Below are 16,453 nucleotides of genomic sequence, written 5' to 3' on the forward strand. Positions count from 1 at the left end.
CTGCGAACAGTCAGAAGCCGGCTTTAGGTCCCACCCACCCCTTCGAGTCCTACCATACAAGCCGGCTTGCCGGCGATAGGGCCAGACCAGGCAAACAAAAAAGGCCGCACCCTTCACAGGGCGCGGCCTTTTCATTGCAGCCAGCGCGGATCAGTTATCCAGCGCCACCCGCCCGGCAGCCTGGCGCTTACGATGCACCAGCAAGCCAGCCGCCACCACCCCAATGCTCAGCAGCGCCGTCGCGATGATCTCCGCACGGTGGTCCTCACGCAGCGCCATCACCACCAGCACGGCAACGATGAAGGCAATGCTCGCCCAGGTCAGGCCCGGGAACAGCCACATCTTAAAGTCGATCTTTTCACCGCGCGCTTCACGCTGGCTACGCATGCGCAGCTGCGAAATGGCGATCACCAGGTAAACCAGCAGCGCGATGGCGCCAGAGCTTGCCAGCAGGAACTCGAATACCTGGGCAGGCGCCACGTAGTTGGCGAACACACACAGGAACGCCGCCGCGGTGGACAGCAACACGGCTACATGCGGGGTCGCAGCCTTGGTGGTGCGCTGTGCGATAGCCGGGGCATCACCGCGCTTGCTCAGCGAGAACAGCATGCGCGACGAGGTGTACAGCGCCGAGTTCAGGCAGCTGGTTACAGCGATCAACACCACGATGTCGACGATCAGCTTGGCATTCGGCACGCCGATGCGGCTGAGCACGGTCTGGTACGAGCCGGTCTCGGCCAGCGCCGGGTCGTTCCACGGCACCAGGGCCACGACCAGGAAGATCGATACCAGGTAGAACAGGCAGATACGCCAGATCACCGAGTTGGTGGCACGGCTGATCTGCTTGCCTGGGTCTTTCGATTCGGCAGCAGCGATGGTGACGATCTCGGTACCCATGAACGAGAACATGGTGGTCAGCATGGCCGCCAGCACGGCGCCCAGGCCATTGGGCATGAAGCCCTGGGTGTCGAACAGGTGGCTGGCACCGCTCACCTGGCTGCTCGGCATCAGGCCGAACATGGCGATACAGCCAACGACGATGAAACCGATGATCGCCAGCACCTTGAGCAGAGCGAACCAGAACTCGAACTCACCGTAGTTCTTCACACTGCACAGGTTGGTCAGGGTCAGCGCCAAGGTGATCAGCAGGGAGAAGGCCCAGAGGTCGACGGCGGGGAACCAGGCATGCAGGATTGCGGCAGCGGCGTTGGCCTCCAGCGGGATCACCAGCACCCAGAACCACCAGTACAGCCAGCCGATGGTGAAACCGGCCCAGCGGCCAATGGCGCGGTCGGCGTAGGTGGAGAACGAACCGGTATCCGGCGAGGCGATCGCCATTTCACCCAGCATGCGCATCACCAGCACTACCAGGGTACCGGCAGCGGCGTAGGCCAGCAGCACGGCAGGGCCTGCAGCCGCGATGGCGTGGCCGGAGCCGACGAACAGGCCGGCGCCGATAACGCCAGCAATGGACAGCATGGTCACATGCCGTTGTTTGAGCCCCTGAGCGAGGTCATTGGAATTGTTACCGCTCATAAAACTACCTTTGTAAGGAGTGGACCGCCCGACTGTCAGTAAAAGCGCGCCCGGGGGTTGATTTAGGCGTCGCTGCAATCGGCGGTTTGCATAGGGCAATAAGCGGGCCACCTATCCCATACATTCATCAGCCGAAGTTGGCAGGCCGCAAAACAAGCGGCTTGCAGGGCATTCGGCCAAGCCCTGACCGAAAGGCCATCAAAAGCCATAGCAAAGGCCAGATTACAGAAATACCCACTTACAATCGCACCAAAGGTGCTCCTCGGTAACACCTTTGCACTGTTGCAAGGCATCAAAGTGCAACCCTGTGGTACAACCCTTCACTTGGATGGGCCTGTTGTCGGGTAACCCCGAATACTCGCCAGCGACAGCGCCTTTAGCCGCAAATGGCCCAAAAGCGCTTCCCAGTGCTGCCCAAAGCTGGCACCATCGCGCCTTTTTTCATCAAGGCTATGGAGCTGGGCGAGACCCTCGCGGACATCTGCGCGACGTTGCGCTGCAGCGATGCGACAAACTGCCCCAGCATTGCCCAAAGCCCCTTGCGACCCTGTTGGCCGCCCTGATGCCGCTATGCTAGCTTGGCGCACGCCAGGAAGGCCGCCAACAGCTGGGAACGCACCCGAACACATGAGGACCGCACATGGCCCAGGCCACGCCCGCGCTGGAAATCCGCAACCTGCACAAACGCTACGGCGACCAGGAAATTCTCAAGGGCATTTCGCTGACCGCGCGTGACGGTGACGTGATCTCCATTCTGGGATCGTCCGGCTCCGGCAAGTCCACCCTGCTGCGCTGCATCAACCTGTTGGAAAACCCGCACCAGGGCGAAATCCTGGTTGCCGGTGAGGCTCTCAAGCTCAAGGCCGCCAAGAACGGCGACCTGATCGCTGCCGACAACCGCCAGATCAATCGCCTGCGCAGCGAGATCGGCTTCGTCTTCCAGAATTTCAACCTGTGGCCGCACATGTCGATCCTCGACAACATCATCGAGGCGCCACGCCGCGTGCTCGGCCAGAGCAAGGCCGAAGCCACCGAAGCCGCCGAAGCGCTGCTGAACAAGGTCGGCATCTACGACAAGCGCCACAGCTACCCCGCCCAGCTTTCCGGTGGCCAGCAGCAGCGTGCTGCCATCGCCCGCACCCTGGCCATGCGGCCTAAAGTCATTCTGTTCGATGAGCCAACCTCGGCGCTCGATCCGGAAATGGTCCAGGAAGTGCTTAACGTTATCCGCGCACTGGCCGAAGAAGGCCGTACCATGCTGCTGGTGACGCACGAGATGAACTTTGCCCGCCAGGTGTCCAGTGAAGTGGTTTTCCTGCACCAGGGCCTGGTTGAAGAGCAAGGATCGCCGCAGCAGGTCTTCGAAAACCCGACCTCGGCGCGTTGCAAGCAATTCATGTCCAGCCACCGCTAACGGAGCAACACATGCAGACTTACAAGAAATTCCTCCTGGCAGCTGCCGCCACGCTGGTGTTTTCGGCCAACGCCATGGCTGCAGAAAAACTGCGCATGGGTATCGAGGCGGCCTACCCGCCGTTCAACAACAAGGACGCCAGCGGTAACGTGGTCGGCTTTGACAAAGACATCGGCGACGCCCTGTGCGCCAAGATGAAAGTCGAATGCTCGGTCGTCACCTCCGACTGGGACGGCATCATCCCGGCCCTCAACGCCAAGAAGTTCGACTTCCTGGTGTCGTCGCTGTCGATCACCGACGAGCGTAAGCAGGCTGTCGACTTCACCGACCCGTACTACTCCAACAAGCTGCAGTTCATCGCGCCGAAGAACGTCGACTTCAAGACCGACGCGAGCTACCTCAAAGGCAAGATCATCGGCACCCAGCGCGCCACCCTGGCCGGTACCTGGCTGGAAGACACCTACGGCAGCGACATCGACATCAAGCTGTACGACACCCAGGAAAACGCCTACCTCGACCTGATCTCTGGCCGAGTGGACGGCATCCTGGCCGACAAGTACGTGCAGTACGAGTGGCTCAAGAGCAAGGACGGCATGAACTTCGAGTTCAAAGGCGAACCTGTGGTCGACAGCGACAAGATCGGCATCGCCGTACGCAAGGGTGACCCGCTGCGCGAGAAGCTGAACAAAGCCCTGGCAGAAATCAAGGCTGACGGAACGTACAAGAAGATCAACGACAAGTACTTCCCATTCAGCATCGAATGATTCGCCCCGACCAGCGCGCCCTTGCGGCGCGCCGGTCCCTAGAACGACCCTGCCCATGAATATCGACCTGCACGGATTCGGTCCGGCCCTGGCGGCTGGCACCCTGATGACCGTAAAACTGGCGCTTTGCGCCTTGCTGCTGGGGCTGGTCCTGGGCCTGCTCGGCGCCCTGGCCAAAACCTCCCCGCTCAAGCCACTGCAATGGCTTGGCGGCTTCTACTCGACCCTGGTTCGCGGCGTGCCCGAGCTGCTATGGGTTCTGCTTATCTATTTCGGCACCGTCGGCCTGATGAACAGCCTCGGCGAAGCCCTCAACATGCCTGGCCTGGAACTCAGTGCCTTCGCCGCCGGCGTGATCGCCCTGGGCCTGTGCTTCGGCGCCTACGCCACTGAAGTATTCCGTGGCGCCATCCTCGCGATCCCCAAGGGCCACCGTGAAGCCGGCCTGGCGCTGGGCCTGTCCAAAGCGCGCATCCTGTCGCGGATCATCCTCCCGCAAATGTGGCGCATCGCCCTGCCGGGCCTTGGCAACCTGTTCATGATCCTGATGAAGGACACCGCCCTGGTGTCGGTGATCGGCCTGGAAGAAATCATGCGCCACGCGCAGATCGGCGTGACCGTGACCAAAGAGCCGTTCACCTTCTACATGGTCGCGGCCTGCATCTACCTGGGCCTGACCGTGGTCGCCATGACCGGCATGCACTTCATGGAAAAACGCGCCGCTCGCGGCTTTGCGAGGGCCGAACAATGAACTGGGAAGTGATCATCAAGTGGCTGCCGCGCCTGGCCCAGGGTGCCACCCTGACCCTGGAGCTGGTAGCCATCGCGGTCGTTGCCGGGCTGATCCTGGCGATCCCGCTGGGTATCGCCCGCTCGTCGCGGCACTGGTACGTGCGCGCCCTGCCCTTCAGCTACATCTTCTTCTTCCGCGGCACACCCCTGCTGGTGCAGCTGTTCCTGGTCTACTACGGCCTGGCGCAGTTCGACGCAGTGCGTTCGAGCAGCCTCTGGCCCTACCTGCGCGATCCGTTCTGGTGCACGGTGCTGACCATGACCCTGCACACTGCGGCCTACATCGCCGAGATCCTGCGCGGCGCGCTGCAGTCGATCCCCAAGGGTGAAATTGAAGCGGCGCGAGCGCTGGGCATGTCCCGTGGCAAGACGCTGTTCTACATCATGCTGCCCCGCGCTGCGCGCATCGGCCTGCCGGCCTACAGCAACGAAGTGATCCTGATGCTCAAGGCCAGCGCCCTGGCCAGCACGGTGACCCTGCTGGAGCTGACCGGCATGGCACGGACCATCATTGCCCGTACCTACCTGCCGGTGGAGATCTTCTTCGCTGCCGGGGTGTTCTACCTGGTGATCTCGTTCCTGCTGGTGCAAGGCTTCAAGCTGCTGGAGCGCTGGTTGCGGGTGGATGCCTGCCAAGGGCGTTAAAACCCCACGGGCTGCTCTGCAACCCACCGCCGTCAAGCCGGCTTGATGGCGGTGGGGCCCTTCACCTCAACCAGTGCCAAGCCCCATGCCCCCTTTCCTCCACAGCCACCAACTACGCGAACGCTTCCTGGCCCTCGACCAGTTCCTGACCGAGCACCAGCAGCTGTGGAAACCCAGGCCCTTCACCACCCTGCGCCTGGACTGGGAAGCCGAACACCCCGCACTGTCCGCCCACCTGCGCCAATGCAGCCTGAGCGATGCCGAAGCCGACCTTGACCCGCAGGGCGTGCCCGCACCTTTTCCACACCTTGCCCGGCAAGCCCAACAGCTCAGCGCCCTGGGCGAGCTGCCCGACACCGGCCTGCCCCCCGCCGCACACCGCCTGGACGTCAACGTGCCGGGCCGTAAGTGGCAGCAGATCGAGGCCTTCAGCCGCCGCCTGAACTTTCGCACGCAGACCCACCACTGGCTGGACTGGTGCTCAGGCAAAGGCTACCTCGGCCGCCGCCTGCTGCAGCCCGGCCAGCAGTTGACCTGCCTGGAGTACGACGCCCAACTGGTCAGCGCCGGCCAAGCCCTGAGCGACCACCACCAGCTGCCGGCAACCCACGTGCAACAGGATGTCATGGCAGCGGACAGCCGCCGCCACCTGGGCAGCGACAAGAGCGTGGTGGCCCTGCATGCCTGCGGCGACCTGCATGTGCACTTGCTGCGCGTGGCCAGTGAGCAAGGCTGCCGCCATCTCGCCGTGGCGCCCTGCTGCTACAACCGCATCCAGGGCGAGCAGTACCAGCCGTTATCCACAGCTGCGCAGCGCTCGGCGCTGCAGCTGTCGCTCCTCGACCTAGGCCTGCCGCTGAGCGAAACCGTGACCGCCGGCGCCCGGGTTCGCCACCAGCGCGACTGCTCCATGGCCAGGCGCCTGGGCTTCGACCTGCTGCAGCGCCGCCAGCGCCAGCGTGATGAATACCTGCCCACACCCTCGTTGCCAGTTGCCTGGCTGGCCAAACCTTTCGAGCAGTACTGCCGCGATCTGGCCGAACTGCGCGAGCTGGAACTGACCATCAACCCCGACTGGGACGCCTTGGAAGCAGAGGGCTGGCAGCGCCTTGCCCAGGTGCGCAACCTGGAACGGGTACGCAACCTGTTCAGAAGGCCACTGGAAATGTGGCTGGTGCTCGACCGCGCACTGTTTCTTGAAGAGCACGGCTACGCCGTACGCCTGGGCACGTTTTGCGATTATCCACTCACCCCACGCAACCTGCTGCTGCTTGCCGAGCGCGACCGTTAGGCACAGCACAACCTGTGGATAAGTCTGTGAACAAGCTTGTGATGAATGTTTGGATCCAAGCGTTATTTCAAACGTTCGGCTTATTCCCGCTGCCGCTGCAACCCCAGTAAAAACAGGCCTTTGCGCAAAGACCAGCGGTGCGTCGTATCGGCACGCCTTTCGCGCGAGTGGCTGATGCCTCTTGTGCATAAACAAAAATTCGATTAGGCAAACAGCGCTGGATTGGTGCGGCCGCTGCCTGATTGTGGGCGCCGGCTTCCCGGCCCCCACAGGTGCGTTCCAACTCAGTGCAACTTGTTCTTCGCCATTTCGATATCGTTCATCAGTGCCTTGGCCAACACGCTGAGGTAATCGGCGGCGCCCAGAAGCTTGTGGTCATCTTCCATATCGCCTTCGCGCACCAGATGCTTGATGTAGCCCAGCAATATCGAAACCTGTTCGTAGGCGTCGTCCGCAGGGATGCCGGGTTGTACGCGCAAGAGATTCACGGGCGGGTTGCCGACTTCGAGAAACGTCTCGATACCGGCTGTGGTGACAGGCTTTTTTTCAAGACTCATGTGAACGACTCCCATCCTGCGCATCGTCCAAACGCCCCTTCGCATGCTGGATCAGCACATAGGCCGAATACGCCGCATGGTTGGCGTTTGCCAGCAGGTTCAGGCCGGGCTCGCCTGCGTGGTCACGGCAGTGGTCGTCCAGGGTTTCGACTACGACACGCAAAAGCTGGCCGGCGTGGGCGATGGCGTCGGGAGGGGAGATGTCGCTGTGGATGGTGAAGTAAGGGGTGGAGATGAGAGGACGAGGTGGGTCTGGAACGATTTTCTTCATGGCAGCAGCTCCGTTGAGTTGGAAACCGCCACGCGGATCTTTCTCACAGATCTAGGTGGCAGTCATACGCGGGGTGAGAAAACCGAGGGAGCTACAAAGCTCGGCCAGACCGAAGTCTGCCCGCGTACGACCGCCATAACAGGCTAGCCAAGTAGCTCCACAACGGGTTTCTCACACCCGGTCACCAGGGTATTGGCGACCCAGGAACGGTATCCCTGGGGCACTTCCCCGCCAACAGTGAAGCTTCGGCAAGCTGCGTAGGATAATTCCCAAGTGCTCCGTTACTGAAGCATTTGGTTTCAGATTCAGAAATACCTTACAACTGCGCTCCGAGCGAAAGAGCACCACCGCAACTTTGGGAGCGGGTTTACCCGCGAAGACGTCTGCACAGTCATCACAATGCGAAGCAGATCCACCGCGAGCCCGGCCCAACGGTGTATGATCCGCCCCCCAAATCATTAAAAAGCTACGTCGCGCGCTGCCCCGCCAGCCCCGCGACCGTCTGGCGTTGCGCCAGAACCGACATGGACTAACGGACCTAGACATCGTGCCCCACGCCAAATCCCTTGCCCTGCTGACCCTCTCCCTGGCCCTGACTGCCTGCTCCAATGGCAGCGGCACCACGCCACAGCACACCAGCAACCTGGACTGGAACACCCCCGGCATGCAGCTGGGCGGCGACAACGGCTTGCCCCTTCGCGTAGAAAGCCCCTGCCGCAAGCGTGGCTGCGACAACGACAAGCTGTTCTTCAACCCCGCCAAGACCGAACCAAACGTCAACACCATCCACCGCGGCTGGTAGGAAATTTCTCCTTTTAAGCCGGTGACTTAGGTCATTTTCAAACAATCGCAAGGAAGTGGTTTACAGGCGCCAACCGATCGTTATAATGACGCCCCATTGCCGGTATAGCTCAGATGGTAGAGCAACTGACTTGTAATCAGTAGGTCCCGGGTTCGATTCCTGGTGCCGGCACCATTCAAGGTTCCATAGAAAGCTTTCAAAGTCTCTGGAACCCCCGAAAAACCCGCCTTCTGGCGGGTTTTTTCGTTTTGGCGTTCCGTCGGATTCCGAGGGTAGCCAGCGCTAATAAGGGTAGTTTTAAGGATAGAGGTCCGTTTCGATATCGGAGACTACCCTTATGGCCCGCACCACTGCCCCGCTTACAGACACCCCCTGTCGCACGGCAAAGCCCAGAGAGCGCGAGTACAAGCTCTTCGACGGCGACGGTCTTTACCTGCTTGTGCAACCCAACGGCCGCAAAGGCTGGCGGCTCAGGTACGTGAAACCCGATGGCCGCGAAGGCCTGACCGCCCTCGGCAGCTACCCGGTGGTCGGGCTCGGCGACGCACGCCGCAAGCGCTTCGAGATCAAGCAGCAGCTCGCCAACGGCATAGATCCTATCCAGTACAAACAACAAACCAAGACTCAGGCCGTGATCAACGGCCGGACCTTCGAAAGCGTTGCGCTCGACTGGCACGCGAGCATGGTGCCCAAGTGGGCGCCCGGCCACGCCAAGACTGTACTCAGCCGATTGAAGACCCACGTGTTCCCTTTAATCGGTGCCAGAGCAATCGTTGAGTTGGACACCCACGACCTCATGCAGCCACTGGAAGCCGTGACGAAGCGCGGCACCATCGACGTGGCGCTCAGGATCAAGAACTACCTGCAAAGCATCATGCGCGAGGCCAAACGGCTGCGGCTGATCACGGCGAATCCGGCTCACGACCTCGATGGCTCGATCAAGACACCACGGGTCACTCACAGACCCGCACTACCCTTATCGCGGCTGCCAGAGCTACTGGCATGCATCGAGGACTACAAAGGTCGCCCGCTCACGCGCCTCACGGTGATGCTGTCTTTGCACGTATTCGTACGCTCCAGTGAACTGCGCTTCGCCCGCTGGAACGAGTTCGACCTCAATCGCGGAATCTGGGAAATCCCCGACACCCGCCCGGCGCTGGACGGAGTGCCCTTCTCCACAAGGGGTACGAAGATGGCCGGTGACATCCACGTTGTACCCTTATCGCCACAGGCTGTGGCCTTGCTTGAGCAGATCCACGCGATCACCGGCAAGTTCGAGCTGGTGTTCGCGGGGGATGCCAAGCCGTGGAAACCGATGTCCGAGAACACGGTGAATGCCGCGCTCAGGGCGATGGGCTACGACACCAAGGTGGATATCTGCGGGCACGGGTTTCGAGCCATGGCGTGCAGTGCGCTGGTCGAGTCCGGGCTGTGGTCAGAGACGGCCATCGAGCGGCAGATGAGCCACAAGGAACGCAACAACGTCCGGGCAGCTTATACCCACAAGGCCGAGTTCCTCGAAGAGCGCCGGATGATCATGACCTGGTGGAGCCGGTTTCTGGAGGCGAACTGCGAGGACCATGTGACGCCGCATGAGTTTGCCAAGCAGACGGGCGAGAACGTCACGCGCCTTCGCAGTGCCAAGAGGACCGAGTAAACCGCCGCACCACCACCTCAATTCGCTGTGAAGTTACCCACAGCACCGCATGAAGCTCCTCCGCGCGGGTCCTTTCAAACGGGGCTGCAAAGCCGCCCCGTTTGAAAGGACCATACCTAAGAAAAAACTGCTGGCACAGCTTACGTCTGTGGAAAACCACTGATGTCCACCGGGGGATAGTTTTATCCACAGGCGCTAAATCCCTGATATCGCGCTGCTTGACGAATATTGTCCACAAGCGTAGACCGGGAGTGGCAAGAGCTGTCGATGACAGCACCCCAGGTGACCCGAACCTTAAAGGTCACGCCGCTCCCGCGGTGGCTCACCCGCAAGTACGATTCGCGTCCGGCAGCTCGTACGGTCACTACCCATGTGATGGATGCCAACTCAATATCGTTGCCCCTGCGGCAACCACCCTACCCATCTGCTCAGCAGCAACCTATCCGCTTGGCCATTTTACGTGCGCCAATCTGCGCCCGTCTCTTTCACCGGAAAGAGACGGGCGCTCCTGACACTGCTGCAGCCCTCATCGCAATAGGCTTTGCGGCAACTTCACTCGTGACAATCGACGTGACAAACGCCGATGTCATCAGCAACAGCGCTGCAGATGATGGTGCCGCAGACCAGGGAATGGACTGCACCGGACTGACAGTCAGGCATGCCCCGGTCATCGCACCGCTGCGTTCACCCGGCTCAGGATCTTCAGGCACTGGTCTCGTCAGCCAATGCAGCCTCCACCCGCCCACCGGTAACGGTGCTCAGGAGGCCAGATCATGAGATGCCCTTGCTCCCGGTCGTAAGGAGCCGCCAGTCCCGCGTAGTGGACATTCCCCACAGGTCGCAGGGGCCTTGATCCCTGATAACACTCAACATTCTTGACGGGATGACGTGGGGCGAGGATCGGAGAACGGTAGATGAGGTGATCGACATGGCATTGGTAGGTAGACGCAATGGCCGCAATTTCGGTTACGGCAGGCAACTGAGCTACGCAGGGCCGCAGGCGTTGAAAGACATGTTCGGCGGCGGCCACTACGGCACGGTCAAGGCACACTGTGATCGGTGGCAGGCATTCGAGAAGTGGTGCCGCTCCGATCAGGGCCCCGGTTTCAATGATACGCGACAGATTGATCGGAAGGTGTTGACCGACTATGCGGCGTATCTGCGTGACCTGGTTGGGCGCGGTGATCTCGCCATCAGCACCGCACAAAATCGGCTATCTAGCGTTAACAGGACCATGGCGGCGCTTCGCGGTGATCAGTGCGTGAAGTTGCACAGTCCGAGCAAGGCGCTGGGAATGCAGCGCACTGGAGTTCGACTGTCGGTGCCGCAAGGCCAAGACCGCGAACAGGCTAAGCAGATCGCCGATGCGCTATGCCGTCATCATCACCCACGCGCTGCCGCGATCGTTCTATTGGCGCGAGCCACCGGCATGCGCTTGCGTGAGGCCATCTTGGCTGACCTGCCACGGCTAAACCGCGAGGCTAACGACCTAGGGAGGATTAACATTCAAGACGGCACCAAGGGCGGCCGCGCCGGCGCTTCGGCGCCACGTTGGATCGCAGTGGACGAAAATGTCCGACGTGCACTTAGGGTTGCACTGCAGGCGACACCTGCAGGTAGCCACAACCTGATTGCTCCACACGAAAGCTACCTGAATGTTCTACGAGAAATCATCCGCCCTGCGCGGGACATACTGCATGCACACAATCTGCAAGGCTTCCATGAGCTACGAGCAGCCTACGCATGTGAGCGCTATGAGCAAATCACCCAATACCCTGCGCCTATTAACAGCGGCCAATATTGCCAGGTAGATCGGTATCTAGATCGTGAGACCCGGAGGCAGATCAGCCATGAGCTTGGCCATGGACGGATTGACGTAGTCGCTGCCTACATCGGTGGGCGAAGATGAGTAAGCAATTCGACATGCAACTGTTCTTGGCTGGAGTGCTGACCGGCTCGCACGCAACCCGACAGCGTCATGTGCGCCAAGCGAAAATCGTCCAGGCTGAAATTGCAGAGCGCTGGCAGCGAGAAACGCCTTGGGGTTGGCAGAGAAAGCATGTGGCTTGGTTTCTCGAGCATCGCTTAAGCCACCGCAGTGAGGAGACACGGTACTATTACATGCTAACGGTCCGGCTGCTCGCTCGACGTCTAGAAAAGTCATGGGTTTTCAATCTCTGAGTGGGACCTGGTGCTAATGGTCAGGACCGACAGCGATCGGGCCACAAGCGGACGTCACCACCTGTCGATAGAGAAGAGGCACGCGACAAGATGGAGGTACCCCTGATGCCAAAACATCAGGTCGTCGCGTAAACGTCTGTCAGATCGTGCATGCGCAAATTACCGAATGACCAGTTTATTTTCTACCTCGCTTACCCTCGGTAGAGCTGGAAATGGAGTTCCTAGAGGCATTATTCTGACCGATCTTCGGGTAGATGGGACGCACCAGATACATACTACGCTCGTCTTCGATAGAGCCAAGGCACACGGGAGGTGCTATGCGAATCAAGTTCGTGGAGCTGTCTAATTTTCGAAAGCTGAAGTCTACCCATCTCGATTTTGATAAAAATACGACGATTTTGGTCGGTGCCAACAACAGCGGAAAGACCTCTGCGATGTTGGCGCTGCGCATCTTCCTACTATCGCCAAAGCGCTTGGTGCTTCGCGACGTTACGATTGCCAACTGGACCAAGATCGATCTACTGGGCAGCGAGTGGGAGGTCGGTACGGCGCCCACCGTAGACCTGGATTCGCTCCTTCCTTCGTTGGATGTCTGGCTTGATGTTCCGCTTCGCGAGATCCAGTATGTCGTCGATATCCTACCAACGTTAGATTGGTCCGGCGGGCTGCTGGGGGTTCGACTTGCGTTTCGAATAAAAAATCTTGAAAACCTAAGGAGCGAGTATATTGCGCAACGTGGTGCGGCGCGGGACGCCGCTATCGTTGGGCCGAGCGGTGAGTCGATCAAAATTGCGGTCTGGCCCCGCAATCTCACTGACTTCCTTGAGCGCCGGCTACAGGCACACCTTGAGCTCTTAGCCTACCCTCTTGATCCTGCGGCTGTTGCTCCGCCTGGAAGAAGCGGTCTAGCGACGCCACAAACGCTCCCCGCCAGCGCACTTGCTTTCGAGCATCCGCCTTTCAAAAAACTCATCAAGATTGATGAAATCGCCGCGCAGCGCGACTTTGCCGACGCTACCAGCAACGACGGGAGTGACGACAAAGGGGAGGCGAACAATCGTCGGTTCAAACGTCGCCTGTCGGACCAGTTACGCTCCTATTACGATCGCCATCTCGACCCGTCGAAGACACCTTCGGATAAGGACTACGAAGCGCTCGGTGCAATTCAAGCGGCTGAGCGCAGCTTTGACGCGCGACTTGAGGAAGGCTTTTCTTCTGCCTTTCAAGAGCTGGAGGATCTGGGTTATCCCGGCATGAGTAACCCCAAGCTCAAAATATCCACGCTTCTTAGGGGTACGGATGGGCTCAAGCACGGATCGTCCGTGCAGTATCAGGTTGCGGATCCCTCAGGAGACGGCACCAACACTCTCAAACTACCCGAGGACTATTCAGGGCTCGGTTACCAGAACCTGATCGCCATGGTGTTCATGTTGATGGGCTTCCGCGATGAGTGGATGCGTGTAGAAAAGGCAGGCATTGTCGAGGGCACCGACGTGTCACACGAGATACAGCCACTGCATCTCGTACTCGTAGAGGAACCCGAAGCCCATCTACATGCACAAGTCCAGCAAGTCTTCATTAATAAAGCTTATGACCTGCTCAGAAAGCACACTGATCTCGGTACTGCTGAAAATTATTGCACTCAACTGATCGTCAGCACGCACTCAAGCCACGTCGCGCACGAAGCGGACTTCGCAAATTTGCGCTATTTTCGGCGCCGGCCGGCGGCGAGTATGGGGGAGACGCCGACCACCACTGTGGCAAACCTATCCTACATATTCGGTGACGGGGACGAGACAAAGCGCTTCGTAAAACGTTACCTCAAGGCGACTCACTGCGATCTTTTTTTCGCAGACGGTGTCATCTTCGTCGAGGGGCAGGCAGAGCGCATTCTGGTGCCTCATTTTATCCGCCATCATTTCCCTGAACTCTCGCGGCGCTACGTTACGCTGCTCGAGCTAGGCGGAAGTCACGTGCACAGCTTCCGCAATCTGGTCGACGCGCTCGGTATCGCAACCCTGATCATTGGCGATTTAGATGCGACTTCCGCGATAAAGATTGTTGACAAAAATAAGCGAGAAACAACTCGCTGGAAGTCATCTCGCCCCGAACAGGGCAAAGCTCAGCAAACCGCAAACTCAGTCCTCAAAGAGTGGCACCCTAGGAAAAAACTCATTGATGAGCTCGTCGCGTTACCGCCCGATGGGCACATCTCAAAGGCTGGCGGCGACTATGAGCTTTATGTCGCCTATCAAAAGCCAGTCAAAGTAAAGGGGGCTGCTGAAGACGGCAATCTCATCATTCCGCGGACCTTTGAAGACGCCTTGATTTTGGAGAACTTAGCGGTTGCTGGAAAAATCGAAGGCTCGATCACTTCGGCTAAGGTTCGCGGCATTGTCGCTCAGGATCTGTCCGGAGATGACCTTGAGGATGAGCTTTTTGAATTGTTGAAAACGGCCGAGAAAGCAGCGTTCGCGCTCGACTGCCTCATGCTAGAAGACCCCAAAGCGCTCAAACCGCCAAGCTATATCGCGGCCGGTCTCAGATGGTTTGAAGGGGCAGTCGGTAAGGACATCGCTCAGAGCGAAATGCAGGGAGCTGAGGACCGAGATGATAATTGAAAAGGTAGCGCCAGACTTCGATGAGAGCGCTGATGCGCTAATCCGGGCTTGCTTGAATCCCGCCGCCCCTCAGAGCTTCTTTCTTTACGCCGGGGCAGGGTCTGGTAAGACGCGCTCTCTGAAAAGGGCGCTCGACACCTTCCGCGAGGATTATGGTGCGACCTTCCGGCGGGCAGGCAAGAAGATCGCAGTGATTACCTATACGAATGTCGCGGCCGACGAAATCGCCGAACGCGTCGGAGAGGATCCACTGTTTCCTATATCGACGATCCATAGTTTCTGCTGGCGCCATATTGAGTCCTACCATAGTGATATCCAGGCGTGGCTTCTTAGCAGACTTCCGGCCGAACTGGCCGACTTACACGAGAAGCAGGCAAAGGGGCGTCCTGGCACAAAGGCCGCGTTAGACCGCGAGAGAGCCATCGCATCCACGATGAAGCGAATTGAATGGCTTAGTGTCCCTCGGCGGTTTACCTATAGCCCCAACGGTGACAACTTCGGGCAGGATTCGTTATCTCACTCTGAGGTGCTAAAAATCACCGCTGCGTTTATCGAAACCAAGCCATCGATGCAGGCGATCTTAGTCAACAGATACCCCTTCTTGCTTGTAGACGAGAGCCAGGATACGAATAAAGGACTGATGGAAGCCTTCTTTGCTCTGGCTTCCGCGCACAAGGGAAAATTTGCGATCGGCCTATTCGGCGATACCATGCAACGCATTTTCCTAGATGGTCACCCTGAGCTTGAACGTTTGGTCCCCGCTGACTGGGCACGTCCGGCTAAGCTCCTTAACCATCGCTCCCCCCAACGCGTGATCGCCCTCGGAAACGTCCTCCGGGAGCCGGTTGATGGCAAACACCAGGTTGCCCGCGAAGACAGCGAAATCGGTGTTGTCCGCCTTTTTGTATCTCCCAACGATGTTCATGATAAGCCCGCCCTTGAGCGACGCGTGCGTGACCGAATGGCCGATTTGTGCAACGACCTCGAGTGGCTTGAAGAAGGGGCGGTAAAAGCCCTGACGCTCGAGCATCACATGGCAGCATCACGACGTGGCTTTCTGGAAATGTTTCAAGCGCTCAACCAAGACTCACGCCTTTCGACAGGACTGCGCACTGGGGACCTCGCCGGGCTCAGATTATTCACCGATCGGGTCGCCCCGCTTATTGCCGCCGCGCGTATGGGGGATGGCTTCGCAGTGATGGCGCATTTGCGTGCTACGTCGCCCCTTCTTCAGCGCATAGCTATCGCGCGGCTCGCTCATACTGATGATCCGCTACTACCAATCCGCGACGCTGTAGATGCACTCATTGCCCTGGATACGGGCCATCAGGAAACAAAGTTTCTAGCTGTGCTGGAGTGCGTCGCAAAACATCGTTTATTCGAAATTCCTGATGCTCTACGCCCCTTTGTTGCCGATGGAGTTGAAGAGAGCGACATCGATCTGGCCGACGAAGAGAGCGAGCCGGGAGAAGAGCAAGCGCCAGAAGAGAGGTCACCAGCCAGCCTGGAGGCTTGGCGAGCATTCTTGGAGACTCCGTATAGGCAGTCGATCCCGTTCGCGGAGTACGTAAGTGATAAAGGTCCCCTGGGTACACATCAGGGCGTGAAAGGGCTGGAATTTGAACGCGTCCTGGTGATCCTCGACGATAGTGATGCCCGCGGCTTTCTGTTTTCTTACGACAAACTATTCGAAGCGACTCCAGTGACAGGGGGTAGCCGTACACCTACTGCAGAGACGGCCGAGGATGCTACCGCTCGTACACGGCGCTTACTATATGTGACATGTACTCGTGCACAAAAAAGCTTGGCATTGGTGGCTTATACGAAGGATCCGGAAGCGCTTATTGCCGCGGCGCTGCGTAACAATTGGTTCACTGCGGAAGAAATCGAGAGACTGTAATTTCAAACCAGGATTTAATTGA

14 protein-coding genes and 1 tRNA gene are annotated in these 16,453 nt (G+C 59.1%); 12 read left to right on the forward strand and 3 right to left on the reverse strand.

The genetic code is table 11. The features are described 5' to 3' along the window. Window positions 1-150: 150 nt before the first annotated feature. Window positions 151-1,536: a GABA permease gene (gabP, locus tag ACW4TB_RS19680; protein WP_279933754.1), complete on the reverse strand. Its 1,386-nt coding sequence runs from the start codon at window positions 1,534-1,536 to the stop codon at window positions 151-153. Between the two features lie 640 nt (window positions 1,537-2,176). Here gabP and ACW4TB_RS19685 point away from each other — a divergent pair. From ACW4TB_RS19685 to ACW4TB_RS19705, 5 genes are all read left to right on the forward strand, one after another. Beyond that, complete coding sequence (locus ACW4TB_RS19685) at window positions 2,177-2,950, forward strand: ABC transporter ATP-binding protein (RefSeq protein ID WP_012316684.1); 774 nt, start codon at window positions 2,177-2,179, stop codon at window positions 2,948-2,950. A gap of 11 nt (window positions 2,951-2,961) precedes the next feature. Further along, window positions 2,962-3,714: an ABC transporter substrate-binding protein gene (locus tag ACW4TB_RS19690; protein ID WP_115273105.1), complete on the forward strand. Its 753-nt coding sequence runs from the start codon at window positions 2,962-2,964 to the stop codon at window positions 3,712-3,714. Between the two features lie 55 nt (window positions 3,715-3,769). Next, window positions 3,770-4,465 (forward strand): ABC transporter permease, encoded by a 696-nt coding sequence (locus tag ACW4TB_RS19695; protein WP_012316686.1) that lies wholly within the window; start codon window positions 3,770-3,772, stop codon window positions 4,463-4,465. Next, window positions 4,462-5,151, forward strand: a complete 690-nt coding sequence (locus tag ACW4TB_RS19700) for an ABC transporter permease (protein WP_012316687.1) — start codon at window positions 4,462-4,464, stop codon at window positions 5,149-5,151. Before ACW4TB_RS19695 ends, ACW4TB_RS19700 begins: the two co-directional genes overlap by 4 nt. Before the next feature lie 85 nt (window positions 5,152-5,236). After that, window positions 5,237-6,442, forward strand: coding sequence for a methyltransferase (locus ACW4TB_RS19705; RefSeq protein ID WP_279933753.1), 1,206 nt, complete (start codon window positions 5,237-5,239; stop codon window positions 6,440-6,442). Window positions 6,443-6,726: 284 nt separating this feature from the next. Here ACW4TB_RS19705 and ACW4TB_RS19710 read toward each other — a convergent pair whose 3' ends face one another. Together ACW4TB_RS19710 and ACW4TB_RS19715 are read right to left on the reverse strand one after the other, a co-directional pair. Beyond that, window positions 6,727-6,999 carry a DUF3077 domain-containing protein gene (locus ACW4TB_RS19710; RefSeq protein ID WP_279933752.1) on the reverse strand — a complete coding sequence of 91 codons (273 nt, stop codon included), beginning with the start codon at window positions 6,997-6,999 and terminating at the stop codon, window positions 6,727-6,729. Continuing rightward, window positions 6,989-7,270: a hypothetical protein gene (locus ACW4TB_RS19715; RefSeq protein WP_254466761.1), complete on the reverse strand. Its 282-nt coding sequence runs from the start codon at window positions 7,268-7,270 to the stop codon at window positions 6,989-6,991. The genes ACW4TB_RS19710 and ACW4TB_RS19715 overlap by 11 nt, the downstream gene beginning before the upstream one ends. A 547-nt stretch (window positions 7,271-7,817) precedes the next feature. On the opposite strand from ACW4TB_RS19715, the gene ACW4TB_RS19720 reads away from it, so the two are divergent. The 7 genes from ACW4TB_RS19720 to ACW4TB_RS19750 all read left to right on the forward strand — a co-directional run bounded on the left by ACW4TB_RS19720 (window position 7,818) and on the right by ACW4TB_RS19750 (window position 16,431). Beyond that, window positions 7,818-8,072, forward strand: coding sequence for a hypothetical protein (locus ACW4TB_RS19720; protein ID WP_039604502.1), 255 nt, complete (start codon window positions 7,818-7,820; stop codon window positions 8,070-8,072). A gap of 98 nt (window positions 8,073-8,170) precedes the next feature. Next, window positions 8,171-8,246 (forward strand) — tRNA-Thr (locus ACW4TB_RS19725). Between the two features lie 163 nt (window positions 8,247-8,409). After that, window positions 8,410-9,729, forward strand: a complete 1,320-nt coding sequence (locus ACW4TB_RS19730; protein WP_279933751.1) for a tyrosine-type recombinase/integrase — start codon at window positions 8,410-8,412, stop codon at window positions 9,727-9,729. Window positions 9,730-10,657: 928 nt separating this feature from the next. Next, window positions 10,658-11,638, forward strand: a complete 981-nt coding sequence (locus ACW4TB_RS19735) for an integrase domain-containing protein (protein ID WP_279933750.1) — start codon at window positions 10,658-10,660, stop codon at window positions 11,636-11,638. Continuing rightward, window positions 11,635-11,910, forward strand: coding sequence for a hypothetical protein (locus tag ACW4TB_RS19740; protein WP_279933749.1), 276 nt, complete (start codon window positions 11,635-11,637; stop codon window positions 11,908-11,910). The genes ACW4TB_RS19735 and ACW4TB_RS19740 overlap by 4 nt, the downstream gene beginning before the upstream one ends. 317 nt (window positions 11,911-12,227) lie before the next feature. Continuing rightward, the gene (locus ACW4TB_RS19745) at window positions 12,228-14,531 is read left to right on the forward strand and encodes an AAA family ATPase (protein WP_279933748.1); all 2,304 of its coding nucleotides are present in this window, start codon (window positions 12,228-12,230) and stop codon (window positions 14,529-14,531) included. Beyond that, window positions 14,521-16,431, forward strand: coding sequence for a UvrD-helicase domain-containing protein (locus tag ACW4TB_RS19750; RefSeq protein WP_279933747.1), 1,911 nt, complete (start codon window positions 14,521-14,523; stop codon window positions 16,429-16,431). Before ACW4TB_RS19745 ends, ACW4TB_RS19750 begins: the two co-directional genes overlap by 11 nt. Window positions 16,432-16,453 lie beyond the last annotated feature (22 nt).

The organism is Lelliottia jeotgali, from assembly GCF_977070485.1.

Coding starts and splice junctions, on each gene's coding strand:
- gabP (WP_279933754.1), bottom strand. CDS start 1,536: ATGAGCGGTAACAATTCCAATGACCTCGCTCAGGGGCTCAAACAACGG.
- ACW4TB_RS19740 (WP_279933749.1), top strand. CDS start 11,635: ATGAGTAAGCAATTCGACATGCAACTGTTCTTGGCTGGAGTGCTGACC.
- ACW4TB_RS19690 (WP_115273105.1), top strand. CDS start 2,962: ATGCAGACTTACAAGAAATTCCTCCTGGCAGCTGCCGCCACGCTGGTG.
- ACW4TB_RS19730 (WP_279933751.1), top strand. CDS start 8,410: ATGGCCCGCACCACTGCCCCGCTTACAGACACCCCCTGTCGCACGGCA.
- ACW4TB_RS19705 (WP_279933753.1), top strand. CDS start 5,237: ATGCCCCCTTTCCTCCACAGCCACCAACTACGCGAACGCTTCCTGGCC.
- ACW4TB_RS19735 (WP_279933750.1), top strand. CDS start 10,658: ATGGCATTGGTAGGTAGACGCAATGGCCGCAATTTCGGTTACGGCAGG.
- ACW4TB_RS19700 (WP_012316687.1), top strand. CDS start 4,462: ATGAACTGGGAAGTGATCATCAAGTGGCTGCCGCGCCTGGCCCAGGGT.
- ACW4TB_RS19695 (WP_012316686.1), top strand. CDS start 3,770: ATGAATATCGACCTGCACGGATTCGGTCCGGCCCTGGCGGCTGGCACC.
- ACW4TB_RS19750 (WP_279933747.1), top strand. CDS start 14,521: ATGATAATTGAAAAGGTAGCGCCAGACTTCGATGAGAGCGCTGATGCG.
- ACW4TB_RS19745 (WP_279933748.1), top strand. CDS start 12,228: ATGCGAATCAAGTTCGTGGAGCTGTCTAATTTTCGAAAGCTGAAGTCT.
- ACW4TB_RS19685 (WP_012316684.1), top strand. CDS start 2,177: ATGGCCCAGGCCACGCCCGCGCTGGAAATCCGCAACCTGCACAAACGC.
- ACW4TB_RS19710 (WP_279933752.1), bottom strand. CDS start 6,999: ATGAGTCTTGAAAAAAAGCCTGTCACCACAGCCGGTATCGAGACGTTT.
- ACW4TB_RS19715 (WP_254466761.1), bottom strand. CDS start 7,270: ATGAAGAAAATCGTTCCAGACCCACCTCGTCCTCTCATCTCCACCCCT.